Origin of the sequence: Curvibacter sp. APW13, from assembly GCF_032337135.1 — a bacterium.
Taxonomy (GTDB): domain Bacteria; phylum Pseudomonadota; class Gammaproteobacteria; order Burkholderiales; family Burkholderiaceae_C; genus Allorhodoferax.
Genome location: NZ_JAVXZZ010000003.1, coordinates 110,043 through 135,205, shown reverse-complemented (window position 1 = coordinate 135,205; position 25,163 = coordinate 110,043). Strand labels below are relative to the sequence as shown.

Annotated in this window: 29 protein-coding genes and 1 pseudogene; 8 read left to right on the top strand and 22 right to left on the bottom strand. The window is 64.6% G+C overall.

Annotation, left to right across the window (positions count from 1 at the left end; translation table 11 throughout):
* Positions 1 to 30 precede the first annotated feature (30 nt).
* Positions 31 to 1,866 (bottom strand): sensor histidine kinase, encoded by a 1,836-nt coding sequence (locus RQP54_RS13840; protein ID WP_315678966.1) that lies wholly within the window; start codon positions 1,864 to 1,866, stop codon positions 31 to 33.
* Positions 1,866 to 2,552: a response regulator transcription factor gene (locus RQP54_RS13835; protein ID WP_315678965.1), complete on the bottom strand. Its 687-nt coding sequence runs from the start codon at positions 2,550 to 2,552 to the stop codon at positions 1,866 to 1,868. The genes RQP54_RS13840 and RQP54_RS13835 overlap by 1 nt, the downstream gene beginning before the upstream one ends.
* Positions 2,553 to 2,677: 125 nt before the next feature.
* Here RQP54_RS13835 and RQP54_RS13830 point away from each other — a divergent pair, with 125 nt between their 5' ends.
* Entirely contained in the window at positions 2,678 to 3,658 is a 981-nt protein-coding gene (locus RQP54_RS13830; protein ID WP_315678964.1) for a YHYH protein, read from the top strand.
* A gap of 20 nt (positions 3,659 to 3,678) precedes the next feature.
* On the opposite strand, the gene ylqF is transcribed toward RQP54_RS13830, so the two are convergent.
* A complete protein-coding gene (ylqF, locus tag RQP54_RS13825; RefSeq protein WP_315678963.1) occupies positions 3,679 to 4,626 on the bottom strand; it encodes a ribosome biogenesis GTPase YlqF in 948 nt (315 codons plus the stop codon).
* A 176-nt stretch (positions 4,627 to 4,802) separates the two neighbouring features.
* Between ylqF and RQP54_RS13820 the strand changes: the two genes are divergently transcribed.
* Positions 4,803 to 5,381 (top strand): hypothetical protein, encoded by a 579-nt coding sequence (locus RQP54_RS13820; protein ID WP_315678962.1) that lies wholly within the window; start codon positions 4,803 to 4,805, stop codon positions 5,379 to 5,381.
* 76 nt (positions 5,382 to 5,457) lie between these two features.
* Here RQP54_RS13820 and gshA read toward each other — a convergent pair whose 3' ends face one another.
* Positions 5,458 to 6,975, bottom strand: a complete 1,518-nt coding sequence (gene gshA / locus RQP54_RS13815) for a glutamate--cysteine ligase (protein ID WP_315678961.1) — start codon at positions 6,973 to 6,975, stop codon at positions 5,458 to 5,460.
* Between the two features lie 101 nt (positions 6,976 to 7,076).
* Here gshA and ypfH point away from each other — a divergent pair, with 101 nt between their 5' ends.
* Complete coding sequence (gene ypfH / locus RQP54_RS13810; protein ID WP_315678960.1) at positions 7,077 to 7,778, top strand: esterase; 702 nt, start codon at positions 7,077 to 7,079, stop codon at positions 7,776 to 7,778.
* 36 nt (positions 7,779 to 7,814) lie between these two features.
* Here the strand turns inward: ypfH and RQP54_RS13805 are convergent, their stop codons facing one another.
* Together RQP54_RS13805 and RQP54_RS13800 are read right to left on the bottom strand one after the other, a co-directional pair.
* On the bottom strand, positions 7,815 to 11,066 hold the full coding sequence (locus RQP54_RS13805; protein ID WP_315678959.1) for a cache domain-containing protein: 3,252 nt from the start codon (positions 11,064 to 11,066) through the stop codon (positions 7,815 to 7,817).
* 158 nt (positions 11,067 to 11,224) lie between these two features.
* Complete coding sequence (locus tag RQP54_RS13800) at positions 11,225 to 12,133, bottom strand: SDR family NAD(P)-dependent oxidoreductase (protein ID WP_315678958.1); 909 nt, start codon at positions 12,131 to 12,133, stop codon at positions 11,225 to 11,227.
* A 66-nt stretch (positions 12,134 to 12,199) separates the two neighbouring features.
* Here RQP54_RS13800 and RQP54_RS13795 point away from each other — a divergent pair, with 66 nt between their 5' ends.
* From RQP54_RS13795 to RQP54_RS13780, 4 genes are all read left to right on the top strand, one after another.
* The gene (locus RQP54_RS13795) at positions 12,200 to 13,057 is read left to right on the top strand and encodes an NUDIX hydrolase (protein ID WP_315678957.1); all 858 of its coding nucleotides are present in this window, start codon (positions 12,200 to 12,202) and stop codon (positions 13,055 to 13,057) included.
* Complete coding sequence (locus RQP54_RS13790; RefSeq protein ID WP_315678956.1) at positions 13,054 to 13,920, top strand: AraC family transcriptional regulator; 867 nt, start codon at positions 13,054 to 13,056, stop codon at positions 13,918 to 13,920. The genes RQP54_RS13795 and RQP54_RS13790 overlap by 4 nt, the downstream gene beginning before the upstream one ends.
* A 91-nt stretch (positions 13,921 to 14,011) precedes the next feature.
* Complete coding sequence (locus tag RQP54_RS13785; RefSeq protein ID WP_315678955.1) at positions 14,012 to 14,965, top strand: DMT family transporter; 954 nt, start codon at positions 14,012 to 14,014, stop codon at positions 14,963 to 14,965.
* 137 nt (positions 14,966 to 15,102) lie between these two features.
* The gene (locus tag RQP54_RS13780; RefSeq protein WP_315678954.1) at positions 15,103 to 16,269 is read left to right on the top strand and encodes an MFS transporter; all 1,167 of its coding nucleotides are present in this window, start codon (positions 15,103 to 15,105) and stop codon (positions 16,267 to 16,269) included.
* 96 nt (positions 16,270 to 16,365) lie between these two features.
* Here the strand turns inward: RQP54_RS13780 and RQP54_RS13775 are convergent, their stop codons facing one another.
* The 14 genes from RQP54_RS13775 to RQP54_RS13710 all read right to left on the bottom strand — a co-directional run bounded on the left by RQP54_RS13775 (position 16,366) and on the right by RQP54_RS13710 (position 22,667).
* On the bottom strand, positions 16,366 to 17,322 hold the full coding sequence (locus RQP54_RS13775; protein ID WP_315678953.1) for a tRNA dihydrouridine synthase: 957 nt from the start codon (positions 17,320 to 17,322) through the stop codon (positions 16,366 to 16,368).
* Between the two features lie 80 nt (positions 17,323 to 17,402).
* Positions 17,403 to 17,831: an SRPBCC family protein gene (locus RQP54_RS13770; protein ID WP_315678952.1), complete on the bottom strand. Its 429-nt coding sequence runs from the start codon at positions 17,829 to 17,831 to the stop codon at positions 17,403 to 17,405.
* Between the two features lie 17 nt (positions 17,832 to 17,848).
* Positions 17,849 to 18,118: a YciI family protein gene (locus RQP54_RS13765; protein ID WP_315678951.1), complete on the bottom strand. Its 270-nt coding sequence runs from the start codon at positions 18,116 to 18,118 to the stop codon at positions 17,849 to 17,851.
* Between the two features lie 40 nt (positions 18,119 to 18,158).
* Positions 18,159 to 18,548 carry a DUF488 domain-containing protein gene (locus RQP54_RS13760; RefSeq protein ID WP_315678950.1) on the bottom strand — a complete coding sequence of 130 codons (390 nt, stop codon included), beginning with the start codon at positions 18,546 to 18,548 and terminating at the stop codon, positions 18,159 to 18,161.
* A gap of 31 nt (positions 18,549 to 18,579) precedes the next feature.
* A complete protein-coding gene (locus RQP54_RS13755) occupies positions 18,580 to 18,999 on the bottom strand; it encodes a PH domain-containing protein (RefSeq protein WP_315678949.1) in 420 nt (139 codons plus the stop codon).
* A gap of 56 nt (positions 19,000 to 19,055) precedes the next feature.
* The gene (locus tag RQP54_RS13750) at positions 19,056 to 19,328 is read right to left on the bottom strand and encodes a hypothetical protein (protein ID WP_315678948.1); all 273 of its coding nucleotides are present in this window, start codon (positions 19,326 to 19,328) and stop codon (positions 19,056 to 19,058) included.
* A gap of 9 nt (positions 19,329 to 19,337) precedes the next feature.
* Positions 19,338 to 19,790 carry a GNAT family N-acetyltransferase gene (locus tag RQP54_RS13745; protein ID WP_315678947.1) on the bottom strand — a complete coding sequence of 151 codons (453 nt, stop codon included), beginning with the start codon at positions 19,788 to 19,790 and terminating at the stop codon, positions 19,338 to 19,340.
* 76 nt (positions 19,791 to 19,866) lie between these two features.
* Positions 19,867 to 20,262 (bottom strand): VOC family protein, encoded by a 396-nt coding sequence (locus tag RQP54_RS13740; RefSeq protein ID WP_315678946.1) that lies wholly within the window; start codon positions 20,260 to 20,262, stop codon positions 19,867 to 19,869.
* On the bottom strand, positions 20,259 to 20,501 hold the full coding sequence (locus tag RQP54_RS13735; RefSeq protein WP_315678945.1) for a DUF1272 domain-containing protein: 243 nt from the start codon (positions 20,499 to 20,501) through the stop codon (positions 20,259 to 20,261). Before RQP54_RS13735 ends, RQP54_RS13740 begins: the two co-directional genes overlap by 4 nt.
* A gap of 7 nt (positions 20,502 to 20,508) precedes the next feature.
* Positions 20,509 to 20,775, bottom strand: coding sequence for a type II toxin-antitoxin system BrnA family antitoxin (gene brnA, locus RQP54_RS13730; protein ID WP_315678944.1), 267 nt, complete (start codon positions 20,773 to 20,775; stop codon positions 20,509 to 20,511).
* Entirely contained in the window at positions 20,765 to 21,028 is a 264-nt protein-coding gene (locus RQP54_RS13725; protein WP_315678943.1) for a BrnT family toxin, read from the bottom strand. Before RQP54_RS13725 ends, brnA begins: the two co-directional genes overlap by 11 nt.
* Positions 21,029 to 21,184: 156 nt before the next feature.
* Complete coding sequence (locus RQP54_RS13720; RefSeq protein WP_315678942.1) at positions 21,185 to 21,646, bottom strand: hypothetical protein; 462 nt, start codon at positions 21,644 to 21,646, stop codon at positions 21,185 to 21,187.
* A gap of 97 nt (positions 21,647 to 21,743) precedes the next feature.
* On the bottom strand, positions 21,744 to 22,208 hold the full coding sequence (locus RQP54_RS13715; protein WP_315678941.1) for a hypothetical protein: 465 nt from the start codon (positions 22,206 to 22,208) through the stop codon (positions 21,744 to 21,746).
* A gap of 75 nt (positions 22,209 to 22,283) precedes the next feature.
* Positions 22,284 to 22,667: a hypothetical protein gene (locus RQP54_RS13710; RefSeq protein WP_315678940.1), complete on the bottom strand. Its 384-nt coding sequence runs from the start codon at positions 22,665 to 22,667 to the stop codon at positions 22,284 to 22,286.
* Positions 22,668 to 22,840: 173 nt separating this feature from the next.
* Between RQP54_RS13710 and RQP54_RS13705 the strand changes: the two are divergent.
* Positions 22,841 to 22,939: pseudogene (locus tag RQP54_RS13705) on the top strand (integrase); the annotation flags it as partial.
* 154 nt (positions 22,940 to 23,093) lie between these two features.
* On the opposite strand, the gene RQP54_RS13700 reads toward RQP54_RS13705, so the two are convergent.
* Together RQP54_RS13700 and ahpF are read right to left on the bottom strand one after the other, a co-directional pair.
* Positions 23,094 to 23,432 carry a DUF6970 domain-containing protein gene (locus tag RQP54_RS13700; RefSeq protein WP_315678939.1) on the bottom strand — a complete coding sequence of 113 codons (339 nt, stop codon included), beginning with the start codon at positions 23,430 to 23,432 and terminating at the stop codon, positions 23,094 to 23,096.
* Between the two features lie 98 nt (positions 23,433 to 23,530).
* Complete coding sequence (gene ahpF, locus RQP54_RS13695) at positions 23,531 to 25,087, bottom strand: alkyl hydroperoxide reductase subunit F (RefSeq protein ID WP_315678938.1); 1,557 nt, start codon at positions 25,085 to 25,087, stop codon at positions 23,531 to 23,533.
* Positions 25,088 to 25,163 lie beyond the last annotated feature (76 nt).

The following is a 25,163-nucleotide window of genomic DNA, read 5'->3' as shown; positions in this document are numbered from 1 at the left end:
CGCTGCGGGTTGTGCCAACCCGCCGAAGGGTCAGCGCAACGGCAGCAGCAGTGCGAACTCCACGCCGCCATCGGTGGTCTCCCCCTTGAACACCAGGTCACCACCATGGGCCCGGGCAATTTCGCGCGACACGCTGAGCCCCAGCCCCACCCCCTCGATCGTGCGACCATGGGCAGCATCGGCGCGGTAGAAGCGCTCGAACAGACGCTTTCGCTCGTGGGAGGCAATGCCTCGGGAGGCATTGGCCACGCTCACCTCCAGACGCTGACCCCAGCGCGCGGTCTGCACCCGGATCCAGCCTTCCGGAAGGTTGTACTTGATGGCATTGCTGAGCAGGTTGTGCAGCACCTGTCGCAAGAGGGTCTCATCACCGCTGATGCGCAAGTCGGCTTGGACGCGGCCCTGAATGTCCAGCGCAGGAGCCAGCATGCGGGCGTCCTCGATCAGATCCGCCAGCATCTGGCCCATGTCGATGGGCTCCTGGCTGACACGCAAACGTCCGGCATCTGCCTGCGCCAGGAGCAGCAACTTGCGGGAAATGGCCCCCAAGCGCTGCACCTCGTCCAGGGTGCTGGTCAGCGCCGCTTGCAGAGCAGGGTTGTCCTGGGCCTGCACCAGTGCGCGCTCCAATTGCCCCTGGATGATGGCCAGCGGCGTCTTGAGTTCATGCGCGGCGTCGGCAGTAAAGCGGTTAGCCTGACCGAAGCTGCGCTCCAGCCGGGCCAGCATGCGATTGAAGACCTCGATCAGCTCGGTGAACTCCCGGTCCTGCCCTTGTACTGCGATGCGCTTGTCCAAACCCTCCGCGGTCACCCGCCGGGCCGCCTGCGTAATCGCATCCAAAGGAACGAGGGCCCGCCCAGCACCCCACCAGCTCACCAATCCGGCCAATCCCAGGGCCAACGGCAGCACCAGCAGGAATCCGTTGCGCGTGCCCCGCAAATCCTCGTCGATGGCACGCAGGTTGGCCGCTACCACGAAACGCTGCTGCGGCAGCGAAGCCACCGCCACACGCCAGTTCTGCCCCCCCGCGGAGACCGCAATCAGGGTCAACGCCGGCGCAGGTCGGCCTGGCAAGGGCACATCGAAAGCCAAACGCTCTCGCGCGACTGGCGTCGCCTGGGGCTCAGGCGGCATGCGTACCGAGGGCGGGGGGGACTTCTCGCGCTGCTCAGACTCGCTTTCCGTGGCCTGGCTCTCCTGCTGCGCCGGCACGGAAACGACCACTGGGGGCAGCTCCCTGTCCCGCGTCGTCGCCGCGGGCACGCGCGGACCGTCCCTCGGCGATGCCGACAAGGGTTCCCGCTGTGCGGGTGGAAAGGCTGGCTGCACCGCACCTGCGGGCGGAACGGGTGGTCGGGGAAAAGGGCCCTCGCGCACCGCCCCTGGGCCAGCTCTGACCCCAGCGTCATCCGCCCCCCCCACTCCACCCGGAGGACCCGCGCCGTCCGCGCGCCCAGGAGGCGCTGCGTAGGCGATCGCTCCGGGCAACCAGCGCCACCCCTCGACCGCCGGATCCGACGCCGAGGCAGTCGACAGGCGTTTGGTGACCGTCGCAAGCACATCAGCAGGCCATTGGGCCGACTGGTAGCGCATCGTTCCCAACGGGGATTCCGCCAGCACCGCCACATCGCTCGCGGACCGCAATCCAAGGGCAGAGGCGAGATCAGATTCCCGGCCGATCGCCGATGACTCAGCGCGATCCAGCAGCCCGACTTCCCTGCCGGCCAACGCCTTCATCTCGCTGTCCAACTGCCCGAGCTTGGCATTACGGATGAGCCACCAGCTGCCAGCCCCGAAGGCGACCAGGATGGTGGCACTGAGCAAAGCGCTCACCACCGCCAGGCGCAAGCGGAACGAGCGCATCAGGCTGTCTTCCTGAAGCGGTACCCCACACCGCGCACGCTATCAATCGGCGACTCCGTGCCGTCCGCCACGCCAATGGCGGAGAGCTTCTTGCGGATGCGCTGGATGCAGACATCGACCACATTGGTGCTGGGATCGAAGTCGTAGCCCCACACATGCTCCAGAATCTGGGTGCGGGTGAACACACGCCCTGGCGAGCGCATCAGGTACTCGATAAGGTTGAATTCACGTCCCGTCAGGTCCACGCTCTGCGCTTTCCAGGTCACCTCCCGGGTGATTCGGTCCAGCCGGAGGTCACCCACCGCCAGGATGTTCTGCCGCTCGCCACTCACCCTGCGCACCAGTGCCTGCACGCGCGCCACCAGTTCCTCCACATAGAAGGGTTTGGCCAGGTAGTCGTCGGCGCCGCTGTGCAATCCGTCGATGCGGTCTTCGAGTTCGTTGCGCGCCGTAAGAAGGATGACCGGAGTGGCGATGCCGCCACGCCGCATTCCCTTGAGGATAGACAAGCCGTCGCGCCCGGGCAGCATGATGTCCAGCACCACGGCATCGTAGGCGCCATGCATGGCGCGCTCGTAGCCCTCATTGCCGTTGTCGCAATGGTCCAGCAGCATGCCCTGCTCCTTGAAGCCGGCCATGACAAAGGCGGCGATCTTGGGCTCGTCTTCCACCAACAGGATATTCATAGGTCCTCGCTCAGGCTCCAGCATACGCGCGCCACGGCGCCCATGCCATTACAAAACTGTCATGCAGACCCAGGGTCAACGGTCATCCAGGGCAGCCACCATGGCGCCACCCCAAGGAGAAGACCATGCCCAACGACGTCACGCGATCTCGACGCCTCGCCACGGTGCTGCTTCCATGGCTGGCGCTGCAGCTAGTCGCCCCCGTGTCTCACGCCCATGATGCGGGCGATGCCCGCGCGCTTGACCCGCGGGCACTCCCCCTGGGCGACGGCAAAATCAGCCACGCGCCCCAGGCCGGCCATGTCTGGGCCTGTCGCACCCCCATGGGCGGCGGCGGTGCCCATGCCCAGGGGCCGTGGATTGCCGGGAGCACCTGGGACAGCACGCGCAAGGCCTTTGTCGCTGGCGACGTCGCCTGGACCCACGGCTGGCTGGACATTACCCTTTCCGGTGCGATGCGCAGCATCGGCACCAATGGCGTCCCCGCCAGCCATGGAACAGGAACCTTCCCTATAGCGCGCAGTGACCCGGCGTACCAGTGGGACCGCAACCCCAACACCATCACACCCATGGTGCGCAGCTACACCGTTGCCGCAATGCCTGCCCTAGCAGCCCAGGCCTCGTGTCTGCCCATGGGTGCCATTGGCGTCATGCTGGACGGCGTTGCCGTATTCAACGCACTGGATGGCGAGGGCCGTGATGCTGTCGCCCACGAGGTCCAGGACCGCTGCAACGGCCATCCCGAGCGCAGCGGCCAGTACCACTACCATGGGCCCAGTCCATGCATACCGGGAGCACAGGACAGGAGTCGCCTGCTCGGCTATGCACTGGACGGATTCGGCATCTACAGCATGTTCGACGAAAACGGACGTGAACTGACCAATGCCGACCTCGACGAATGCCATGGCCGCACCAGCAAGGTGCTGTGGGACGGTACCGAGGTCGTGATGTACCACTACGTGCTGACGCGGGAGTACCCGTACACGGTCGGATGCTTTCGGGGCACACCCAGCAACAGTGGCGCGGGAGGGCCAGCCAATGGCACGCCGACACCGCGTCCAGGCATGCCACCCGCAGGCTTCGGCCCGCGACGCATGCCCTGGTAAGGGCGCTGGCGCTTTCGCGCTCAGACTTTCGGTGCCGGCTTTTTCTTCACGCGGATCAGCTTCGCTTCTGCCAAGGCTTCCTTGCGCAGCTGGCGCTCGGCGTCGAGTTGCTGTCCTTCGGCGAGCCACTGTGCAAACTCACTCGGTGTTTCCAGCGTGATGCGCCCGAGGCTGTTGGCGCGGAAGTCCATGATCGCGATCTCGGCGGCCTTCTGCAGGTTGACCTTGCCACCGCTTTGCAGCGCACCGCGCTTGCGCCCCAGCGCGTCCAGCAACTGCTCGTCCGTCATGCTGGCGACGCCCTGCAGCTTGTAGCGTGCTTCCAGCAGGGGCGCGTAGCTCTGGCGCAGGTAGTCCAGCATTTCCAGCGCCACCTCTTCCTCATCGAAGGCATTGCGCCCCACGGCACCGCTGGCGGCCAGGTTGTAGCCGGTCTTGGCCACGATGATCTTTGGCCACAGCACGCCCGGTGTGTCGTACAGGTAGAAGTCGTCCGCGATGGTGATGCGCTGTTCCATCTTGGTGACACCGGCTTCGTCGCCGGTCTTGGCAGCACGTTTGCCCTTCAAAGTATTGATGAGCGTGGACTTGCCCACGTTGGGAATGCCGCAGATCAGCACCCGCATGGGCTTGGCCAGCCCGCGCCGGTTCGGCGCCAGTTCATGGCAAGCAGCGATCAGCGCCTTGGCCGGTGCGGTGTTGCTGGCATCGAGCGGAATGGCCCGCACGCCCTCCTGGGCGTTGTAGTGCGCTAGCCAAAGCGCTGTTCGTTCGGGGTCTGCCAGGTCCTGCTTGTTGAGCACCTTCAGCGCCGGCTTGCCCTTGGTCAGCTCGGCCAGCATGGGGTTGGCACTGGACCCCGGCAGGCGGGCGTCCAGCAGTTCGATGACTACATCGATGTCCTTGATGCGCTCGGCAATTGCCTTGCGCGTGAGGTGCATGTGCCCCGGAAACCACTGAATTGCCATGTCTGCCTTGCTTTCGATGCTCTGCTGCTTGTGTCCAGGCGAGATTGTGGGGCAGTTTCCACACACCTCCACGCTTAGACAGCCCCCTCTAGGAAAGCCGCAGGATTTAAGGTGCCTTCACTAGGCCGCATTCGGACAATCCGTTCCATCATCAACCGCACTCAGGAGTGACGACCATGTCCAACAAGAACCTCGCCGCTGTTACCAACGAACTGGTCCAGACCTACGGCAACACCGCCAAGAACGTGATCACCGCCTACCGCGTGGGCAACGAGCGCGCCATCAGCTACGTGGACCAGAGCTGGGCCGCTGCTGTCAAGAAGGCCGGCAAGCGCCTGAACGCCGACGTGCGCAACAACGCCCTGGCTGCCCAGAAGAAGGTCACTTCCTTCTACGCCCAAGGCGTGGTGCTGACTTCCGACAGCGCTGAAGTCGCCGTGAACAAGACCGTCGAACTGGCCGGCAAGGGCATCGAGCAAGTCGCCGCCAACGCCAGCCGCTTCGAAAAGGCTACCGGCCTGGACCTGGGCCCCGTGGCCGTGGCCGTGGTGCCCGCCGCCCAAGCCGCTACCAAGGTTGCTACCCAGATCGAAGTGCGCACCAGCGAGTTCGCCAGCAAGATCGCCGGTGGCAAGGCCAAGGTGAAGGTTGCTTCCGTCAAGCGCACTGTCGCCAAGAAGGTTGCTCCCGTGGCCAAGAAGGCCGCTCCGGTTGCCAAGAAGGCTGCCAAGGCTGCTGAAGCCGTTGCCGCTTAATTCACCCTCACGTGAATGACGAAGCCGCCCTCGGGCGGCTTTTTTCATGGTGCATCGAAACGCGGGGGCACGCGAATCAGACCACGAGTTTGTCGTGCGAAAGGTACTGCGCCAGGTAGCGATCGAAATCCATGGTGTCTGCGGCTTCGATGCGGGCCTGCTCGGCCACGGATTCGGCACTCTCGCGAACAAAGGCTTCCTGTTGGGCGGCGTCGAGCGGGCGGGACAGCAGTTCGGCATGGATAGCCCGGCTTTGGGCCCGCACAAAGCCCACGAAGGAGCCCGCATGCTGCTCCGTGATGGCCTGCAGTACCCGTGCTGAAGGCGTCTCTTCCGGGTGGTCCAGCAGCCGCTGTGCATGGGATACGGCCTGGCCATAGGCATCGGTGCCCAATGCAGCATCCATGGCCTGGGCAATCGGCACCATCTGCGCCACCAGTTCGCGCCCCCAGTCGGTCAGGGTAACCTTGCCGTCACCACGCTCCAATTGCAGACCCGGCTCGCGTCCGCGCTCGGCCACCAGGTGCTGGTTGCGCCCCAGGGCCATGATCTCTGCCGGCGTATCGTCGGCGCTGGGCGAGCGCAGGCAGTGCAGCAGGAACACGTCGAGGAACTGCATGGTGCGGGTGTTGATGCCCACGGTCTCGAATGGGTCCAGGTCCATGAGCCGCACCTCCACGTATTCGACACCGCGCTCGCGCAGCGCATGCAAGGGGCGCTCGCCACTGCGGATGACGCGCTTGGGTCGGATGGTGCCGTAGAACTCGTTCTCGATCTGCAGCAGATGCGTGTTGAGCTGGCGGTAGGTGCCGTCGGGGGAACGCATGCCGATGGCCTCGTAGGCGGCATAGGGCTGGGTCAGCGCCGCCTCTAACGTGCGGCCATAGCCTTCCAGATTGTTGTAGCTCACGGCCAGCGAGGCCTGGGCTTCGCTCTGGTAACCCAGCCGTCCCATGCGCAGCGAGGTGGCGTAGGGCAGGTACAACGTGTGTTCGCTCAGCGGTTGCAGGGCGTGGTTGCGCCCGGCCACGAAGGTGGAACACACGGCTGGGCTGGCACCGAACAGGTACATCAGCAGGAAGGCGTGGCGGCGGAAGTTGCGGATGAGGGCGAAGTACTCGGCGCTGCTCACGCCCGGTAGCGACCAGTTGTAGTGGATGCCCGAAATGGTTTGCATGCGCCGGCCGTAGCGGTAACCCAGGCCGCGGCGGTACACCGTCTTGGAACGCCCGACATTCGATGTACCGTACTGCCCCAAGGGAATGTCGTCGTCGGCAGGCAAGCCGCAGGGCATGCTCGACACCCACATCATTTCCTCGTCCAGGTTCTGCGCCACGAAGCGCGAGACGGCGTCGAGTTCATCGACACAGGATTGCGCATCCGCGTGCACGCCGGTGATGAGCTCCAGCTGCGATTCGCTGAAATCGGTGGTGATGTGCGGATGGGTCAGCGCCGAGCCCAGTGCCTTCGGGTGCGGAGTGAGTGCCACACGGCCCCCCGGCAAAGCGCGCAGGCTTTCCTTTTCCAGTCCCCGGCGCATGCCCTGCAGGCGCTGCGGATCGATGCCACCCAGGGCCTCCTGCAAACCAACCATGATGAGACCCTTTCAGACTCGTAACGGGGGGCGAACGGTAGCACAGAGCGCGAAGCCTTGCCATTCGCTTGATTAAGGACAAGACGGTATACATTGTGGCCATGACCGAAAATTCAATGGATCTCGCTGCCTTGGTGGTGCAGCGACCCGAGCAAGCCGCCCAACTGGTACTGCTGTTTCACGGTGAATTCACCGATGCCCAGGCCATGGTGCCCTGTGCGCAGGCCCTGGCTGCCGTATTCCCGCAGGCCTTGGTGGCCTGCATCCAGGCGCCCCACGCCGCGACAGGAAGCGATGCTCGCCAGTGGCTGGGGCCCGTACCTGCCGGTGACGAAGCCGCATGGCAGACCGAAGTGCAGCAGGCCTTGCCGCGCTTTCAGCGTGCCATCGCCTGGTGGCAGACCCAGACCGGCGTCGCTTCCGATGCCACCGCCCTGGTGGGCTTCGGCCAGGGTGCCACACTGGTGCTGGAAAGCACCCAGTGCGCTCCCGCCCCGGCCAGCCGCGTGGTGGCCATTGCCGGGCGCTTTGCCAACCTGCCCGAGGACGACCGCTACCGCGGCACCATCCACTTCCTGCATGGCAAGAACGACAGCACCGTGTCGTACCACCACACCATTGCCGGGGCCTACCGCGTGCGCGACCTGGGCCTGGACCTGACCGCCGAAGTGGTGCCGTTCATTGGCCATGAACTACACGCCGACTTCATCGAGGCCACGGTAGAGAAGCTCAGCCAGCACATCTCCAAGCACCTGTGGGATGACGCGCTGGCCGCACGACAAGACCCACCGACGCCCCACTAGAGCGGCCCCATCAAGCGAGGTCGCAGTGGTCCGGGGTCACGCGCTCCACTGCGGGTCATCCAGCCACTGCTGCAACCACGCAGGAAACACGTCGCCCGGCATGGGGCGTGCAATGCCGTAGCCCTGGGCGTAGTCGCACCCAAGACTGCGCAGCAACTCGGCAGCAGCCCGCGTCTCCACCCCTTCGCCCACTACCGAGAGGTCGAAGACCCGGGCCAAACCGATGACCCCTTCGACCATGGCACGGTCGTCGGCATCGACCTCCATGTCCCGCACAAAGCTCTGGTCGATCTTGAGCGTCTGCGCCGGAAGGTGCCGCAAATGCGACAAGGACGAATATCCGGTTCCAAAATCATCCAGCGCAAACGCTACGCCCAAGCCGGCGCAGGCCTGCAATGTTTGCACGACGGCATCCACCCCCTTGACGGCGCTGGTTTCCAGTACCTCCACTTCCAGGCAATGCGCTGGAACCTGCGGGTACTGCGACAGCACGTCGGCGAGGAACTCCGGGAAAGCGCCATGCTGCAACTGATGGGCACCGATGTTGACACTGATGCCAATGTCCATGCCCTCCTCCCGCCAACGCGCCAACTGCGCCAACGCGGTACCCACGACCCACTCCCCCAGTTCGATGGACACGGCATGGCTCTCGATCGCAGGCAGGAATGCACCGGGCAGCAACAAGCCGCGCTGCGGATGGTTCCATCGAATGAGCGCCTCGACCCCGACCACTGACCCGCCTTCCAGTCGGATCTTCGGCTGGTAGTGCAAGACCAGCTCGTTGTTCGCCAGTGCTTCGCGCAGGGCTGCAACCTGGTCGCGCAGGGATACCATGGCACTCTCGCGAGCCATGTCAAAGAAGCAGTAGCGACTTTTGCCCGCCTGCTTGGCCTGGTACATGGCTTGGTCCGCGTGACGCAGCAGCAGGTCCGGCTCCGTGCCATCCTGCGGATACGTCGCTATGCCGATGCTGGCGGAAACCTGGGCTGAACCCTGATCCAGCGGCACGGCCAGCGCCGCTGCTTCCAGCATGCGCTCGAGCACCGGCTCGCAGTCCTGGGGGCTGTGCAGGTCACCCAGGATGACTACGAATTCGTCACCCCCCATGCGGGCCAGGGTGTCGCCATCGCGCAGGATTGAATGCAGGCGCTGGGACAGGGTGATCAGGAGCTTGTCGCCGGCGTCGTGTCCCCAGCGGTCGTTGACCGCCTTGAATCCATCCAGATCGAGGAAGGCCACCGCGAGCAAGGTATCTGACCGCTTGCAATGCGCCATGGCCTGGTGCAGCCGGTCCGCCAGCAACACCCGGTTGGGCAGGCCGGTCAGGGCGTCATAGTGGGCAATGCGCTCGAGCACCTGGCGCTGCTCCAGCATCTGCGTGATGTCGGAAAACAGCGAGACGTAGTGCAGCACCTTGCCGTCCTTGTCATAGACCGCGGTGATGGTCTGCAACTCTGCAAACAGCTCCCCATTCTTGCGCCGGTTCCAGATCTCACCGAACCAGTAGCCACAGTCCTTCAGGCGCTGCCACATGTCCGCATGGATGGCGGCCGCGTTCGGCTGGTGGGCACTGAGAATGCCCGGCGACTGCCCCACGGCATCGCTGCGCGAAAAGCCGGTGATCTGCGTGAAGGCATCGTTGACCTCGATGATGGTGCCGTCGGGGTCGGTCACCATGATGGCCTCGCGCGCATGGCGGAACACACTGGCCGCCAGTTGCAAGCCGGTTTCAGAGGCCTTGCGGGCCGTGATGTCATGCACCACCGCCACGAAGAAGCGCGGCGTTCCATCGGGGTTGCGCACGATGACGGTAGCCAGCTTGCCCCACACCTGCGAACCGCTCTTGTGCAGGTAACGCTTCTCTGCGGTGTACTGCTCGATATCCCCTTCCACCAGCCCCCGGACGCCCTGCACATTGTCCTGCCGATCATCGGGATGGGTGATGCGCTGGAACGTGAACCCCGGTTGCAGCAGTTCATCAGCGCTGTAGCCCGTGAATTCGCAATAGGCCTGGTTGACCTGCTGGTAGGAGCCATCGACCGAGACCAGCGCAATACCCACCGCGGCGTTGTCGAACACCGCACGGAACAGCGCTTCGCTCTGTGCCAGGGCACTGTGCCCGCGCTCGATGTCTTCCTTGTAGCGGCGAAACAGGACGCGCGACCAGCGCGCAAACGCCAGCGAGACCAACGAGCCCAGTAGCAAGGCCACCACCAATGCGACTGCCAGCTGCTGCCAGCGCTGCACGGCATGCTCGGAATTCATCTCCAGCTCCCGCTGCAGCGCCTGCGCAAACTCGTCGTCCTCCATGGTGGCCACCAGGGTCCAGCCCCAAGGCTCGACGCGCCGCACCACCGCGGTCTTCTGCACTGCCGTACCGCTGCGTGTATCGGGCCAGGTGTAGTGGACCGCGCCACCGCCCTGCATGGCCTTGCGGTACAGGGCCTCCACCGCGGCACCGGCCCCAGGCGGCATCGCACTGTAGTGCTGCCCCTCCAGAGCGGGATCGGAGTTGGACAGCAGCGAGTGCCCATCGGGATCGATCAAGCCCACATAGCCCGTCTTGCCGAAGCGCATGCCGCGCAGCCGGGCGATCACCTCCTGCTTTTGCAGCTGCTCCCACTTGTAGGTGTAGTCCCCGGTACCGATCAGCCAGTCGTACGGTGCAAAGTAGCGCACATAGGCTAGCTTGTCGGCCATCTCCTTCGGGGTATCGGGCGCGTACCAGCGGTAACGGGAAAACCCCTGCCCCTCGGGCTGGCGCGCCGCATCGATGAGCCCGCGCATGATGTAGTGGCCCTTGTCATCCCGATTGTCGAGGTTGGTCGTTCCTTCGAGCTTCGGCGCTGTCGGCAGCAGGACAAACTGCCCCTGCATGCTGTCGATGAAGTAATAGCCCCGGCCTTCGTAGAAGCGCGCAGGCCGCAGGGCCTCGACGATCTGGCGTTTCACCTGCGCCGCGGGGAGCCGACCGGAATCGCGCCGATGGATCCCTTCGGCAATCTGCATCGCCAAGTCGACCTGCTCGCGCAGGCTTCGGCGCAGCCGGTCTTCGGTCAGGGTACGGGTGAACTCCAGGTAGCTGGCCGCGGAGTCGAGTTCGGCCGCCAGACGCCCCTCGGTCTGCGCCGAGACGGACCGCTGGATGCGCTGCAAGGAGCGCTCGTGCTCCTGGGCACTGTCCCAGGTGAAGAACAAGCCCAAGGACACGGTCAGCACGAAGGCGATGCCCAACATGCCCAGGAGGTTGACCTTGGGAATACTCTGTTCGTTTGCCTCGATGCGCAAATCGGAACTCCAACGACGTTTTCAGCGGTCACATGCCGCCGTTTTTCTGATTCAACCCTGCATGGTCGCTCTGACCAAGCTTAGTGTAGAACGCCAGGCTTGCGCAACCTTGACGCAGTCAAGGTCGGCGCAGGCGGCGGCGCAGCGGCGGACCCGCCTCAGCCCAGCATGCGCTGGGCCCGTTCGATCTCGAACTGGCTTTGCTCCATGCCGCCCTGCGGCACCATGTCGCCCTGGCGGTCCAGCACCTGCGCCAGCTGCGCGGCCAGGCGTTCGGGCGAATCGCTATCCACCCCGATCCAGGCACCTTGCGTGAGCGTGATGTGGGCCGCCTCGACGCTGCCGGCACCGGCACACAGGATGGTGCGTGTAGGTGCTTCCTCGCCCACCAGCACCAGCATGGCCGGCACCACGGCTTCGGGCTTGAGGGCGTCGAGCACCGCTTCCGTCATGATGTTCTCGGTCATGCGCGTGGCGGCGGTGGGTGCCAGCGCGTTGACGCGGATGTTGAACTTGGCGCCTTCCAGTGCCAGGGTCTGCATCAGGCCCACCTGCGCCAGCTTGGCGGCGCTGTAGTTGCTCTGGCCAAAGTTTCCGTACAGGCCGCTGCTGGACGTGGTCATGAGCACACGGCCGTACTGCTGCGCCTGCATGAGGGGCCACACGGCCTTGGTGCAATTCGCGGCGCCCATCAGGTGCACTTCCACCACCATGCGGAAGTCGGCCATGTCCATCTTGGCAAAGGTCTTGTCGCGCAGGATGCCGGCGTTGTTCACCAGGATGTCCACCCGGCCCCAGGCGTCCACGGCCTGCTGCACCATGGCCTGCACGGCCGCAAAGTCGGTCACCGAAGCCCCGTTGGCCAGGGCTTCACCACCGGCGGCGCGAATCTCGTCCACCACGGCCTGCGCGGCACTGACCGAGCCACCCGAGCCATCCACCGCACCTCCGAGGTCATTGACCAGCACCTTGGCGCCACGGCGGGCCAGGGCCAGCGCGTGCTGCTTGCCCAGGCCGCCGCCCGCGCCGGTAACGATGGCGACACGCCCTGTGAAATCGAGGTTCATTGCAAAGTCTCCTGAAAGCAAGTTCTGTTAGTCTTTTGAGACCTCCAACTCTAACGGAAGCAAACCGTGCTCCAGGAAACCAGCCCCCAGGAAAGTGTCCCGCGCGACTCGGCCACCGTCGTGCTGTTGCGCGACGGTCCCACGGGCCTGGAAGTGTTCCTGATGAAGCGCAGCGGCCTGTCCGACGCCTTTGGCGAAGCCTATGTGTTCCCCGGCGGCAAGCTCGATGAGGCCGACAGCGGTGCGCCCGCGCTGGCGGCCCTGGACCAATCCCCCACCCTGCTGGCCGAACGCCTGGGTGAACCGGGCCTGGGCACCGATGTCGCTGCCGGACTCTTTACCGCCGCGCTGCGCGAACTGTTCGAGGAAGCCGGCGTGCTGCTGTCCCGCGGAACCAGCCGCCCCCCCTCGAACAGCGCCACAGACTGGGAAGCCTGGTTGGCTACGGCCACCGGGCAGCTGTGCGCCAGTGCGGTGCACCCCTGGTCGCGCTGGATCACACCGCGCATGGCGGCCATGAGCAAGAAGCGCTTCGATACCCGCTTCTTCCTCGCGGTGGCCCCACAGGACCAGGACGCCAGCCACGACAACTTCGAAACCACGGCCAGCGTGTGGCTGACACCCAAGGAAGCCTTGCTGCGCATGGAGCGCGGCGAGATCTCCATGGCGCCACCGCAGATCATGAGCCTGGCCCATCTGGCCCGCTTCACCACCGTGGCGCAGGCCTTGGCCGACGCGCAGACCCGCACGCCCCCCTGCATCTGCCCCGAGAACTACAGTGACGAGGGCGAGGTGTTCCTGTGCTACCCCGGCGACCCGCGCCATTCGGTCAGCGCTCGGGCCCTGCCGGGCCCCACCCGGCTCTATGTGCGCAACCGCAGCTTCGTGCCCAAGGAAGGGGGCATCGCTGCGCTGTGGGAATGAACTTGACTGACCTGTCCACCGAACGCCCCCAGGGGGTGCCCGAGGTGTTCGAGTCGCCGCGCGACAGCGCGCTGTACCGGCGCGTGCCGCACCGCAGCGGTGTCGAGCTGTACCGGGCCGAAATCGTGCACCACGCCTTTGCACCGCACGCCCACGACGCGTTTGGCATCGGCGCGGTGGAATGGGGCATCGAACGCTTCCGCTACCAGGGCAGCGAGCACCTGGCTGGCCCCGGCTCGGTGGTGCTCATGGACGAGGACGAGTTGCACACCGGCCGCGCCGACACCCATGAGGGCTGGCGCTACCGCATGATCTACCTGCAAGGCGATGTGCTGGCCGAAGTGGGCGGCCGCCCTTTGGCCCGGTTTGCCCAGCCCACCGTGGACGACCCGGCGCAGGGCCGCCAGATCACCGCCCTGCTCGACGCCCTGTGGCACCAGGCCGACGACCCGCTGGCCTTCGACAGCCTGCTGGCCACGCTGGTGGATGCCGTGCTGGAACGCCACAGCAGCAGTGCCCCGGCCCGACCCGCGGGCGCGCTGGCGCCGGAGGTGTTGGCCCGGGTGCGGGACTACATCGAGGCCCACCTGGACGGGACCATCCGCCTCGACGACCTTGCCACCGTCGCCGGGCAGTCGCCGTTCCATTTCCTGCGCCGCTTCAAAGCCGCCACACGCCACACGCCGCAGGTGTTCGTGCAGGCGCGCCGCGGGGCGCGCGCCAAGGCGCTGCTGGCCCAGGGGCTACCACCGGCCGAGGTGGCGGCTGCCGTGGGCCTGGTGGACCAGCCCCACCTGAACCGCTTGCTGCGCAAGCAGTTCGGCATCACCCCGGGGCTGTACCAACGCCAACTGCGTGCTTGAACCGGGATAGTCCCACAGCGCAATCCTGTACAAGACCGGCGCACGGATAGCTGCCACACTGCACCTTTTGCATGACAGTGGGTAGCTAGCGATGGTGGGTGGAAATCTGTGGCGCGGGGTGGCGTATGCCCTGCTGGCGGGAATGATCTGGGGCATGGTCTTCGTGGCCCCGGTGCTGCTGCCCGAATACAGCCCGGCGTCGCTGGTGTTCGGCCGCTACCTGGCCTTTGCCCTGGTGGCGCTGGTGCTGGCCTGGAGCGACCGTGCGCGCCTGCGCCAGCTGACCCGCGCCGACTGGCTGCGCGCCCTGCAGCTCACGCTGGTGGGCAACTTCATCTACTACCTGTTTCTCGCCAGCGCCATCCAGACCAGCGGCGTGCCGCTGGCCAGCGTGCTCATCGGCACCCTGCCGGTGGTGATTGCCGTCACGGCCAACTGGCACCAGCGCTCCCTGCCCTGGCGGCAGTTGCTGCCCTCGCTCGCGCTCATGGCCTGCGGCATCGCGCTGGTCAACCTGGCCGAGTGGAAGCTGCTGAGTGCCGGTGCCGGCGCGGGCTACCTGCTGGGTGGTGCCCTGGCGCTGGTGGCCGTAGCCGCCTGGACCTGGTACCCCATCCACAACGCGGCCTGGCTGCAGGCCCACCCGCAGCACGCGCCCAGCACCTGGACCACGGCCCAGGGCGTGGCCACGCTGCCGCTGGCGGTGCTGGGCTGGGTGGGCATGGGCCTGTGGCAAGGCGCCAGCGGCGGCGACTGGGTCTACGGGCTGGGCCCGCGTCCCGGCTACTACCTGGGGCTGATGCTGGCCATCGGCCTGCTGGCCTCGTGGGTGGGCACCTGGGCCTGGAGCCGCGCCAGCACCCTGCTGCCCACGGCGCTGTCGGGCCAGCTCATCGTGTTCGAGACCGTGGCGGCCCTGTGCTACGGCTACCTGCACCGCGGCGAGGGGCCCGACGCCTCGGCCCTGCTGGGCATTGCGCTGCTGGTGGCGGGGGTGATGGTGGGTGTGCGCGCCTTCCATCGGCAGCATAAAAACCAGCCCTAGCCCGCACATCAACTGCGTAACCAGCTATCCATTTCATAGCGATAGTTTGCCCACCGGGGAAAAATTGGCACCATGCAGCTAGGCATGCTTCGGCGAGACTGGTAGCCCATTTCCCTGACCTACGCAACGCTGTCCCCATGAACCTGCCACCGCACATCCGCAGTGACTTCTTCACCGTCACCCTGAGCGTGGCCATTCTCGGCATCGGCTGGGGCGCCACCCTGCCGCTGACCTCCATCCTGCTCACGCAGCGCGGCCATGGCACCGACGCCATCGGGTGGATCTCGCTGGTCACCGCCTGCGGGGGCGTGGTCGGCACGCTGCTGACGCCCACGCTTGCCGCGCGCCTGGGGCGGCGCAGCACCATGCTGGCCTGCCTGGTGCTGGCGATCCTGAGCATTGCACCGCTGGACCATGTGGATGCCCTGCCGCTCTGGGCCGTGTCGCGGTTTGCGTTCGGCCTGTCCATGGCACCGTTCTTCGTGCTGGGCGAGTCGTGGATCAACGAGATTGCACCCGATGCGCTGCGCGGCCGCCTCGTGGCCATCTACACCACCACCTTTACCCTGTGCCAGGTGGTGGGCCCCTTGCTGGCCGACCGCCTGATCGGCCTGCAGGGCTATGCCTTCCTGGTGTGCGGGCTGGTCTTTGCGCTGGGCGCGCCGGGGCTGCTGCTGGGGCACAGCGCCGCGCATCCTGCTACCCACCTTGCCCCTTCGGATGGCAAGCAGGCAGGCGCAGGGTGGCTCGCCATTGCGCGCACTGCGCCCGCCATCCTGGTGGGCACCGCCTTCTTTGCTGCCTTCGACCACATTGCCCTGAGCTTCCTGCCCCTGTTTGCCATGGACCACGGCATGGGCCAATCGCGCGCGCTGGCGGCCGCTTCCATCGTGCTGGCGGGCGATGCCTGCCTGCAGTACCTGGCCGGGCATCTGGCCGACCGCTATGGCCGCGAGCGCGTGCACCGGGCCTGCGGCCTGCTGGTCTGCGCCATGCTGCCCCTGCTGCCGTGGATGGTTGCTGTACCTTGGGGGTGGGAAGTGTTCCTGTTTGTGCTGGGCGGCGCGGCGGGGGCCATCTACACCCTGTCCATGGTGGCCAGTGGCCAACTCTTCCACGGCGCAGCCTTGGTGCGCGCCGCCAGCCTCATATCGCTGATGTGGAACGTGGGTGCCAGCAGCGTGCCGCTGGGCACCGGCGTGGCCATGCAGTGGTGGGGCAGTGGCGCCATGGTGTGGCTGCTGTGGGGCGTGGCCGTGCTGTTCGTGGCGTCCACCCTGGTGCGGGCGCAAGCTCGCCCCTGAATCGCAGCCCGGCAGTCGCTACACAATCGATAGCGGCTTACGCACATTCCATGCGGGCTGGAGGCCAATTTGGCACCAAAATTCGGCCGAGGCGACCTAACAGGCCTGGGGAATGCGCCTTTCCATCCAGTCCGCCACATCGGACGGCCGCACCAGCGTGCGCACATCGTCGAAGGCGTCCTGCGCCTGCGGGTAGTGGCGGCGCAGGTAGTTGAGCCACTGCTTCAGGCGCCCGGCCTGCTGCTTCTGCTCCAGCCGCGTGCTGGCCACGCCCCAGAAGGCGTGCATCAGCGGGCCCAGTGCTTCCCAGCTCCAGTCCGGCCCCGGCTGCCCCAGGTTGCCCGGCGCACTGCCCAGCTCGGCCAGGATGCAGCGCGCCAGCGCCGGGCGCGCCACCATGCCCCGGCCCAGCATGAGCGTGGTGGTACCGCTCTGCGCCAGCGCGGCGCGGGCGTCTTCCACGCTCCAGATCTCGCCATTCACCGTGACCGGCACCTTTACCGCCGCACGGATGTCGTCCACGCGCGGCCAGTAGGCCGGCGGCTTGTAGCCCTGCACCTTGGTGCGGGCGTGTACCACCAGTTCGGAAGCGCCCCCAGCTTCCAGGGCCTGCGCACAGGTCACGGCCCAGTCGTCATCCAGAAAGCCCAGGCGCATCTTGGCCGTGACGGGCACGTGCGCAGGCACCGCCGCGCGTACCGCAGCCACGATGCGGTGCAGCAGCTCGGGGTCCTGCAACAGCGCAGCGCCGCCGCCATGGCGGTTCACCACCTTGGCCGGGCAGCCGAAGTTCAGGTCAATGCCCGGCGAGCCCATTTCCGCCAGTCGGGCGGCGTTCTCGGCCAGGCACTGCGGGTCGCTGCCCAGCAGCTGCGCCCACACCGGCACCCCGGCCAGCGTGCGGGCGCCATGCGCCAGCTCGGGCACGGTGCGTAAGAGCGCCCGCTCGGGCAAGAGCGTGTCGGTGATGCGGATGAACTCGGACACGCAGCGCTCCACCCCGCCCACCCGGGTCAGGATGTCGCGCAGCACAAAGTCCAGGAGCCCCTCCATGGGGGCAAGGTAGATACGAACGGGCACGGGGGAAAGTAGGAAATGGGGGCGGATGCCGCACCCGTATTGTCCCGCAGGTCTCAGCCGGCGGTGTGGGCCACCTCGGCGGCCAAGCGCTGCAGGTTCTGCTCGTTGGCTGGCTCCACGATGTGGCGCACCGCCTGGGCCACGGCGGGGTCGTCAAACACCTGCGTCCACTGCACCCGCGTGCCCTGCCCTTCCGCGTGCAGCTCCACCGTCAGCACAAAGTGCGGTGCATTCACGTGGCGGATGACCACGCGCGCATTCGGCACCACCTCGACGAACTGCGACTCGTTGGGGTAGTCCTTGCCGTCCGGCCCGTGCATGGTGAAGCGCCAGGCACCGCCGGGGCGGAACTCGCACACGGCAAAGGTATTGCGGAAACCCGCCGGCCCCCACCAACGCGCCAGGCGCTCGGGTGCGGCGAAGGCGGCAAACACCTTGGAAGGTGCCGCAGCGAGGAATGCGTGGTGTGCAAAGACATGCATGGCAAGTGGCCTGGGCGTCACGGCGCGAGGACTTCGTTCCAATCCTGCAGTTCGTAGCGTGACACGACGCCATGCTCCACAAACGGATCACCCTGAACAAACTCCTGGGCCGCCGCCCGGTCGGTAAACACGCCCAAGGCTCCCACGGGTGGCACGCCATACGGGCCAGCCATGAGCAACACGCCACGCCGATGGAACTCTTCGAGTCGGGCACGATGCGCCGCGAAATGCTCCATGGCCTTGGGCATGGCTTCGGGCGCGGTTTCGTAGAACATCAGTACCTTCATCGTTTGCCTCCGGAAAAAAAGCTAGACAGATAACCCGGCCTCAAGGAGCCACCTCAGCCCCGGCCTCAACCAACAGATGCCGCAGCAGGGACCGATGGCAACGGGACTCATCGGCGCAATAGCAGCCCATGGAAAAATGGCTGCTGCGAGACAACGCAGCCAGCAGGGCCAGGGTATGGGCGGGCTCGGGCGCTTTCATCTCGCGCCGGTAGGCTTTTTCGAAGGCGGCCCATTGGGCATCGGTCTGTGCTTGCTGCCCCAGCTTCATGGTCTCCACACTCGGCGCGAGGTTGGGGTACCACACGTCATACCAGTTGCCCGAGGAAAATTCGCTTTTGGGCACACCCCGCGGCGGGCGGCGAACGGTACCGATGCGCAGCCCCTCCTGGGGCGCACGCGCACTGCCGAGGCGAACGATGCGGATGGCCATGCCATGCCCTCCTGTGCGAGCCTGTTTCCGGTCACGCGCCAGCAGTGGCGCGCTCCTGCGCTTCAATGAAGGCTTTGCGGAAGGCCAGCGGCTCGGCAATGCCATGCAGCGGTGCCTGGGCCGTGCCTGCGCCCGAGATGACCAGGGTGCCAAAGTCGAACACGCGCCCCAGCAGGCTCTGGTCCACCTGCACGCTTTCCACCTTGTTGATGTTGATCTCTACCGTGCTGCGGCGGATGAAGCCCACTTTCACGATCACGCGCTTGGTGGTGATGGCCAGCTCCGTGGTCTTGTAGCGGATGTAGGCCTGCAGCAGGAAGAACAGGCCGATGACCACCGGCAGCAGCAGGATGCCCAGCGCAATGAGGTGCCACAGCGACCACTTGCTGATGTGGCCAATGTGAACGATCTTTTCGTCCTGGATGAGTGCGCCTTCTACATAGCTGGTCATGGTGTTCCTGATGTTCGGGGGTCAGCAAAGGCCGCAGTATGCACCGACCAGGCCGACTACCACGGCCACCAGTAACACCACCCAAAGCCAGGCCAGGCTTTTCGCACTTCGTTGGCGCAGATCTTGAGCAGCGCCTTGGTCTCGGCATCCCGCGGTCGGCATTCGCGCCGAATGAGCAGCAGCACCCGCCCCAACTCCCCCAACAGTTCGGACGACGTGGTCCACACGCCCTGCAATACCGCGTCCAGCTGCGCAGCCTGTTCGGGAAAGCCCACCGCCTTCAACCGATGGGCCAGGCGTTCAAACGGTTCCGAGCTGGCGCTCTGCATGCAGGGCTTTCAGTCGATTGCGCGGTTGTAGGCGTAAAACACTTCGTCGCGCACCCAGCCCAGCGACTCGTACAGCGACTGGGCGCGCAGGTTGGTCTTGGCGGTGGTCAGGTCCATGCGCGCCTTGCCGTCCGCGCGGGCGCGGGCTTCGGCGGCCTGCATCAGCGCGCGCCCGGCACCGGTCTTGCGCGCACTCGGCGTCACAAACAGGTCGTACAGCACATAGATGGGTTTCGCCTCTACCGAACAGAAGCTCGGGTACAACTGGCAAAAGCCCACCAGCGCACCCGCATCGTCCTGCGCCACCAGCAGCACCGACTCCTGCCTAGCAAAGCGCTCGGTGATGAACTGCAGCGCCAGCGCCGCATCGGGCGCCTGTTCGTAGAACTGGCGGTACTGGTCAAACAGGTTGGCGACGGCCGGCAGGTCGTCGGCCGTGGCGGGGCGAATGGAAACGGTCATGGTGGCAAGCCCTTCGTGGAGGACCCGCATTGGAACACGGTGCGGGGCCCATGGCGGGCCCATGGCGGGCCAATGCTCAAGGTTTGTTCTGCACCAGGTCCCACAGGTTGCCGTACAGGTCGGCAAACACCGCCACGGTGCCGTAGGGCTGCTCCACCGGCTCGTGCACGATGCGCACGCCCGCCTGCCGGTAGCGGGCCACATCGCGCAGGCAGTCGTCGGTGTAGAGGAAAAAGCCCACGCGCCCACCAGTCTGGTCGCCTGCACGCGCGGCCTGCGCAGCCGTGGACGCCCGCGCCAGCAACAGCCGGGCACCGTAGCTGCCTGCAGGCCCCACCACCACCCAACGCTTGTCCTGCGCGGGTTGGTAGCTGTCTTCCAGCAGGGCGAAGCCCAGCTTGCCCACGAAGAAGTCTATCGCTTCGTCGTACTCACGCACCACCAGGGTAACGAGGCCAATGGACTGGCTCACGACGCGCAGCCCAGGGGTTTGAACACGCGCTCGGTAGAGGCCGGGTACTTGGCCAGCTTGGAGGCCGGTCGGCGCGGCCGTGCCACCAGTTCACCACCGCAGTTGGGGCAGGTGCCTTGGAGACGGGTGTCGGCACAGGCGGCGCAGAAGGTGCATTCGAAGGAGCAGATGCGCGCGTCCAGGGAGTCCGGCGGCAGGTCCTTGTTGCAGCATTCGCAGTTGGGGCGCAGGGTGAGCATGGTGAACTCAGACCGCTGCGGCACGAGAACGCCGACGCACCGGCACCGCGGGTGAGGCCGCTTCCAGCCGCTCGGCAATCCAGACCTTGATGATGGACTGGCGAGTCACCCCCAGCTTGCTGGCCTCGCGGTCCAGTGAATCGACCATCCACGTCGGGAAGTCCACATTCACGCGCTTTTGCTCCTGCAAGGCGCGCTTGGCCTTGGACAAGTCCAAGGCCGCAGTCAGATCCACATCGTCTTCAAACTGCTGGTCAAATTTCTTAGCTTTCATACAGGGCCACCTCTTCAGTACGGGAACGACGAACGGAAATGATGCGAATGCTGGTGTTTCGATAGGTGATGACCGCAGACCAGTGCTTGCCGTTCAACAAGCCGATGATCAGGTACCGGGGCTCGTCACTCGTCTTGGCGGGAATCTCCAGCAGCATAGGGTCATCCCACAGCCCTTGCGCCTCGACGAAGTCAATGCCGTGCTTATCGCGGTTGGACGCGCTCTTGGTTTCGTCGAATTCAAAAGCCTGCATGGTATAAAAAATATACCTTAATTGAAGCAATCCAACAACATCAAAAAAACCCGGCGGGTTGCGTACAGGATAGGAAACAAACGTGAAGATGCCCGGACCATCAACAATTGCGGCGAAGCAGCCTCCTGCTTTTGTGGGTCCGCGTCAATTGAGGGGTTAGCCGCCTGGTTGGCCATAACGCACCTTCAAACGGTTGTGCCTGTGGCGAAAGACCAGCCGATAGACGGGAAGCAGGAGCGCCGTGAACAACGGCACTCTGCCTTCAACCGAAACGGTGTCGGTGACGACGCACCCCTTGGCTGTGGCGGTAGTTGTGCGCTCATGCTGCCAGAGCCTATTGGCCCAGGAATGAGACCGCTCAAGGAAACCACTACCGGGAGAGATGTGCTCAAGACGCATCGAATGCACATCAACTGGCAGAAAGCCGAGAAAAAGGACGACGCTCCGAAACAGAACCTTCCCTGTGGCCCAGCGCTCAAGGGAGCAGTGTTGCCACTCGGAGGGACTGGTCATTCGAACAAGCGGCAACAACTCAGCATTGACCGCCGACATGGACATGCGGGCCCAGAACTCACTTGGTGCAATGCTCAGCTCGCTGGAGACGGTGAACGTGTGCATTTCGAAGTGAATGGGCGGCTAACGTCAAAGCTGCCCGGCACGCAGCAAGCGCCGCGAAGCGGCAATCTGCTGCTGCGTGTCCGCGCCGAGCGAAATGTTAAATTGCATTTGCAGCCCACCCTTTAAGCCCTTCGCTAAAACGAAGGTAGGAAAACGGGCTCTCTCGCAGTTGGCGTGCCAGTTCAGGACTGGCGAACAGGTACTCACCGCTGAGACCCAACAACCTGCAACCATCAAGATTCACATCGTTGATTTGGTCGGGGCGAAACTGCTGTCCAACGACAAGGCGCTCGTGAGTCCGAAATTCCTGACCAGTGCGTCGATGCCAAATGATCGCTGGCACAAACTTCACACGCTCCAACTGAAATCCTCGTAGGTGGTCTGCAAGTCGGTTCTCAACCAAAACGTAACCAGGTCCAACCATAAGCGGTGCGATTGGACCATCTTCAATAAGCTGAAAGCGACCGTCGGCCAACTCATACAAGCCGACTGCGGATTCACTGCAAGAAATGTGGAAAGGCAGCGCCATACTTTGCAATTTAACGTTGGCGCTGTCCGGCACGCAGCACGCGCCGCGCAGCGGCAATCTGATGCTGCGTCGTGCCCGCGACGAGCAACCAGTTAGCCCGCATCGCGGCTATTGACGCTTTGCTTTGTGCCATTTGCTGACCTTGCATTGCCCTGTCATTTCCTCTCTATTCCAAGAATTGGTGTCAATGCGGATTGCTCGAAATTCGAGTGAATCTTTGCCATTCCCGGCAGTGAACATGAAACGGATGATCGCAACAACACCTTCCGGGTAAAGATATTGCATTCCTTCTTCGAGGTTCCCAATTAGGTCATTCGAGGCCGGAACCAAGCGGATGCCCGACGGAAATTGCCTGATGCCGAAGCAGACTAGTTTGGCTGGCTCCCTAAACATAGCCGGGTCACTTGGGACGTATTCAGCAGTTGCCTGTCCAGAAATAACTGAGGCGGCAACGGCGAAGATGAATGCTTTAAGGTGATTGGCGTTCTTCATTTGACTCGCAACGAATGACGGATTGAGACGAGGGCTAACCTAATGTAGACGGCAAAACCCGGTGGATACATCCGGGACGCGCCGATACATCTTTTGGAAAAAAAGCTGGAAACCCGCTTGAACATTGGGCCAGCGGCCTACATGCTGTACCAATACACAGGTATAAATTTTTCATGAAGCCCGGCTCTCCCTTGTTGCAGTCAACCCGCCTTCTGGACCAGGTGCGTGAGCGGGTTCGTTATTTGCACTATAGCCTCAAAACCGAAAGGGCCTAACCGCATGCAGCACCACGGCAGGCCCCATGACAGGCGACCGAACTTCGGCGAGAGTTGCTATAAGAAAAGAAGCTAATAGCGCAGTGAATATGCGGGCCATAGCCACATTCCGCTTGCAGACCAGCCAACCTTAAGCATTAGCACAAACCACTCACGGAGTAGTGGCTGCCGCGGTTGATGGAAACAGTGTTATCCCGGCTGGGCAGGCTCCGTCGCCTGCGCCCGCTATTCCACCGGAGAATGCGCAAACAGGCTGTCCCTGCGCGTTGTACAGGTAGTTGAAGTGGTCGCAGCAAGGGGACTCGATGAACCACAGCGGTTCACCGCGCCACAGGTATTTCGACATGCCTGGCGTGGACTGTGAACTGGGCTTGGCCTCGAACAGCGCAATGCGCTGGCGAATGGATTCATGGCTCAGCACAATGGCATCGTCAGCCGCCAAGGCAAGGGCCGGGAGCGCAAACAGGGCCAGTACAGCGTGTTTTTTCATGGGTGAAACATGGGGAGCATTGTGCCCGCCCTGAGATGCAGCGCTGCCCCATCCAAACGCAGCAGGGCAAGGCACTACACCGCCCTGCCCCACTCCGCTCAGTGCCGGATCAGGTGGTCAAACGCGCTCAGCGCGGCCGTGGCACCCGCCCCTGCGGCAATGACAATCTGCTTGTAGGGCACAGTCGTGCAGTCGCCCGCCGCAAACACGCCGGGCAGGTTGGTGTGGCCCTTGGCATCGATGATGATTTCGCCGAACTTGCTCAACTCCACCGTGCCGCGCAGGAACTCTGTGTTGGGCACCAGGCCAATCTGCACGAACACGCCCGCCAAAGGCACCAGGGTCTCGACACCGGTTTCGCGGTTCTTGTACTTGATGCCGTTCACCTTGCCCTCGGCCCCGGTAATCTCGGTGGTCTGGGCGTTGGTGTGCACGGTCACATTGGGCAGGCTGTGCAGCTTCTTCACCAGCACGGCGTCGGCCTTCAGCTCGGGCATGAACTCGAACACGGTCACGTGCTTGACGATGCCGGCCAGGTCGATGGCGGCTTCCACGCCGCTGTTGCCGCCGCCGATCACCGCCACATCCTTGCCCTTGAACAGGGGGCCGTCGCAGTGCGGGCAGTAGGCCACGCCCTTGTTCTTGTACTCGGCTTCACCCGGCACGTTCACGTTGCGCCAGCGTGCTCCGGTGCTCAGGATGACGGTCTTGGCCTTGAGGCTGCCGCCGTTGGCCATGACCACTTCGGTCAGCCCACCGGGGGCCGCGGCAGGAATGAGCTTGTCGGCGCGCTGCAGGTTCATGATGTCCACGCCGTACGAACGGGCATGGGCTTCCAGGTCGGCCGCGAGCTTGGGGCCGGTGGTTTCCTGGATGGAGATGTAGTTTTCGATGCCCAGCGTGTCGTTCACCTGGCCGCCAAAGCGCTCGGCGGCCACACCCACGCGGATGCCCTTGCGGGCGGCGTACACGGCGGCTGCGGCGCCAGCGGGGCCACCACCGACGATGAGCACGTCGTACGCCTCCTTGGCGTTCATCTTGGCGGCTTCACGAGCGTCGCTGTTGGTGTCGAGCTTGGCCACGATCTCGGCCACTTCCATGCGGCCTGAGCCGAACACCTGGCCGTTCAAAAAGACCATGGGCACGGCCATGATCTGGCGCTTTTCCACTTCGTCCTGGAAGGCACCGCCTTCGATGACGGTGGTCTTGATCTTGGGATTGAGGATGGCCATGAGCGAGAGCGCCTGCACCACATCCGGACAGTTGTGGCAGGTGAGGCTCATGTAGACCTCGAAGTTGAAGTCACCGTCCAGACTCTTGATCTGGTCCATGACGTCCTGCTCTTCCTTCGGCGGGTGGCCGCCGGTCCACAGCAGGGCCAGCACCAGCGAGGTGAATTCGTGGCCCAGGGGCAATCCGGCAAAGCGCAGGCTGTTGGTAGCGCCCACGCGCTGCAGGCTGAAGGAAGGCTTGCGGGCGTCATTGCCGTCGAAGCGCACACTGATCTTGTCGGCGCGCAGGCTCTGGATGGTTTCGAGCAGCGAGCGCATGTCGCGGCTGGTTTCGCTGTCGTCCAGGGAGGCCACCATTTCGAAGGGCAGCGTCACGCGCTCCAGGTAGGCGGCGAGTTGGGCTTTGAGGGTGTCGTCGAGCATGGTGTTCTCCAATCAGTTGCTATCTTTTGAATAGCTGGTTGCGCAATGTCTACGCGGGCTAGAGGCTAAAAATACA

Excerpts from the sequence above, each read along its gene's own strand:
- RQP54_RS13750 (WP_315678948.1), bottom strand. The coding sequence starts at position 19,328 with ATGCAGAGCGCCAGCTCGGAACCGTTTGAACGCCTGGCCCATCGGTTG.
- RQP54_RS13780 (WP_315678954.1), top strand. The coding sequence starts at position 15,103 with ATGAACCTGCCACCGCACATCCGCAGTGACTTCTTCACCGTCACCCTG.
- RQP54_RS13790 (WP_315678956.1), top strand. The coding sequence starts at position 13,054 with ATGAACTTGACTGACCTGTCCACCGAACGCCCCCAGGGGGTGCCCGAG.
- RQP54_RS13835 (WP_315678965.1), bottom strand. The coding sequence starts at position 2,552 with ATGAATATCCTGTTGGTGGAAGACGAGCCCAAGATCGCCGCCTTTGTC.
- ahpF (WP_315678938.1), bottom strand. The coding sequence starts at position 25,087 with ATGCTCGACGACACCCTCAAAGCCCAACTCGCCGCCTACCTGGAGCGC.
- brnA (WP_315678944.1), bottom strand. The coding sequence starts at position 20,775 with ATGAAAGCTAAGAAATTTGACCAGCAGTTTGAAGACGATGTGGATCTG.
- RQP54_RS13700 (WP_315678939.1), bottom strand. The coding sequence starts at position 23,432 with ATGAAAAAACACGCTGTACTGGCCCTGTTTGCGCTCCCGGCCCTTGCC.
- RQP54_RS13735 (WP_315678945.1), bottom strand. The coding sequence starts at position 20,501 with ATGCTCACCCTGCGCCCCAACTGCGAATGCTGCAACAAGGACCTGCCG.
- RQP54_RS13745 (WP_315678947.1), bottom strand. The coding sequence starts at position 19,790 with ATGACCGTTTCCATTCGCCCCGCCACGGCCGACGACCTGCCGGCCGTC.
- RQP54_RS13840 (WP_315678966.1), bottom strand. The coding sequence starts at position 1,866 with ATGCGCTCGTTCCGCTTGCGCCTGGCGGTGGTGAGCGCTTTGCTCAGT.
- RQP54_RS13720 (WP_315678942.1), bottom strand. The coding sequence starts at position 21,646 with ATGCACACGTTCACCGTCTCCAGCGAGCTGAGCATTGCACCAAGTGAG.
- RQP54_RS13830 (WP_315678964.1), top strand. The coding sequence starts at position 2,678 with ATGCCCAACGACGTCACGCGATCTCGACGCCTCGCCACGGTGCTGCTT.
- RQP54_RS13785 (WP_315678955.1), top strand. The coding sequence starts at position 14,012 with ATGGTGGGTGGAAATCTGTGGCGCGGGGTGGCGTATGCCCTGCTGGCG.
- RQP54_RS13710 (WP_315678940.1), bottom strand. The coding sequence starts at position 22,667 with ATGAAGAACGCCAATCACCTTAAAGCATTCATCTTCGCCGTTGCCGCC.
- RQP54_RS13725 (WP_315678943.1), bottom strand. The coding sequence starts at position 21,028 with ATGCAGGCTTTTGAATTCGACGAAACCAAGAGCGCGTCCAACCGCGAT.
- gshA (WP_315678961.1), bottom strand. The coding sequence starts at position 6,975 with ATGGTTGGTTTGCAGGAGGCCCTGGGTGGCATCGATCCGCAGCGCCTG.
- RQP54_RS13760 (WP_315678950.1), bottom strand. The coding sequence starts at position 18,548 with ATGGCCATCCGCATCGTTCGCCTCGGCAGTGCGCGTGCGCCCCAGGAG.
- RQP54_RS13820 (WP_315678962.1), top strand. The coding sequence starts at position 4,803 with ATGTCCAACAAGAACCTCGCCGCTGTTACCAACGAACTGGTCCAGACC.
- ypfH (WP_315678960.1), top strand. The coding sequence starts at position 7,077 with ATGACCGAAAATTCAATGGATCTCGCTGCCTTGGTGGTGCAGCGACCC.
- RQP54_RS13775 (WP_315678953.1), bottom strand. The coding sequence starts at position 17,322 with ATGGAGGGGCTCCTGGACTTTGTGCTGCGCGACATCCTGACCCGGGTG.
- RQP54_RS13765 (WP_315678951.1), bottom strand. The coding sequence starts at position 18,118 with ATGAAGGTACTGATGTTCTACGAAACCGCGCCCGAAGCCATGCCCAAG.
- RQP54_RS13800 (WP_315678958.1), bottom strand. The coding sequence starts at position 12,133 with ATGAACCTCGATTTCACAGGGCGTGTCGCCATCGTTACCGGCGCGGGC.
- ylqF (WP_315678963.1), bottom strand. The coding sequence starts at position 4,626 with ATGGCAATTCAGTGGTTTCCGGGGCACATGCACCTCACGCGCAAGGCA.
- RQP54_RS13770 (WP_315678952.1), bottom strand. The coding sequence starts at position 17,831 with ATGCATGTCTTTGCACACCACGCATTCCTCGCTGCGGCACCTTCCAAG.
- RQP54_RS13755 (WP_315678949.1), bottom strand. The coding sequence starts at position 18,999 with ATGACCAGCTATGTAGAAGGCGCACTCATCCAGGACGAAAAGATCGTT.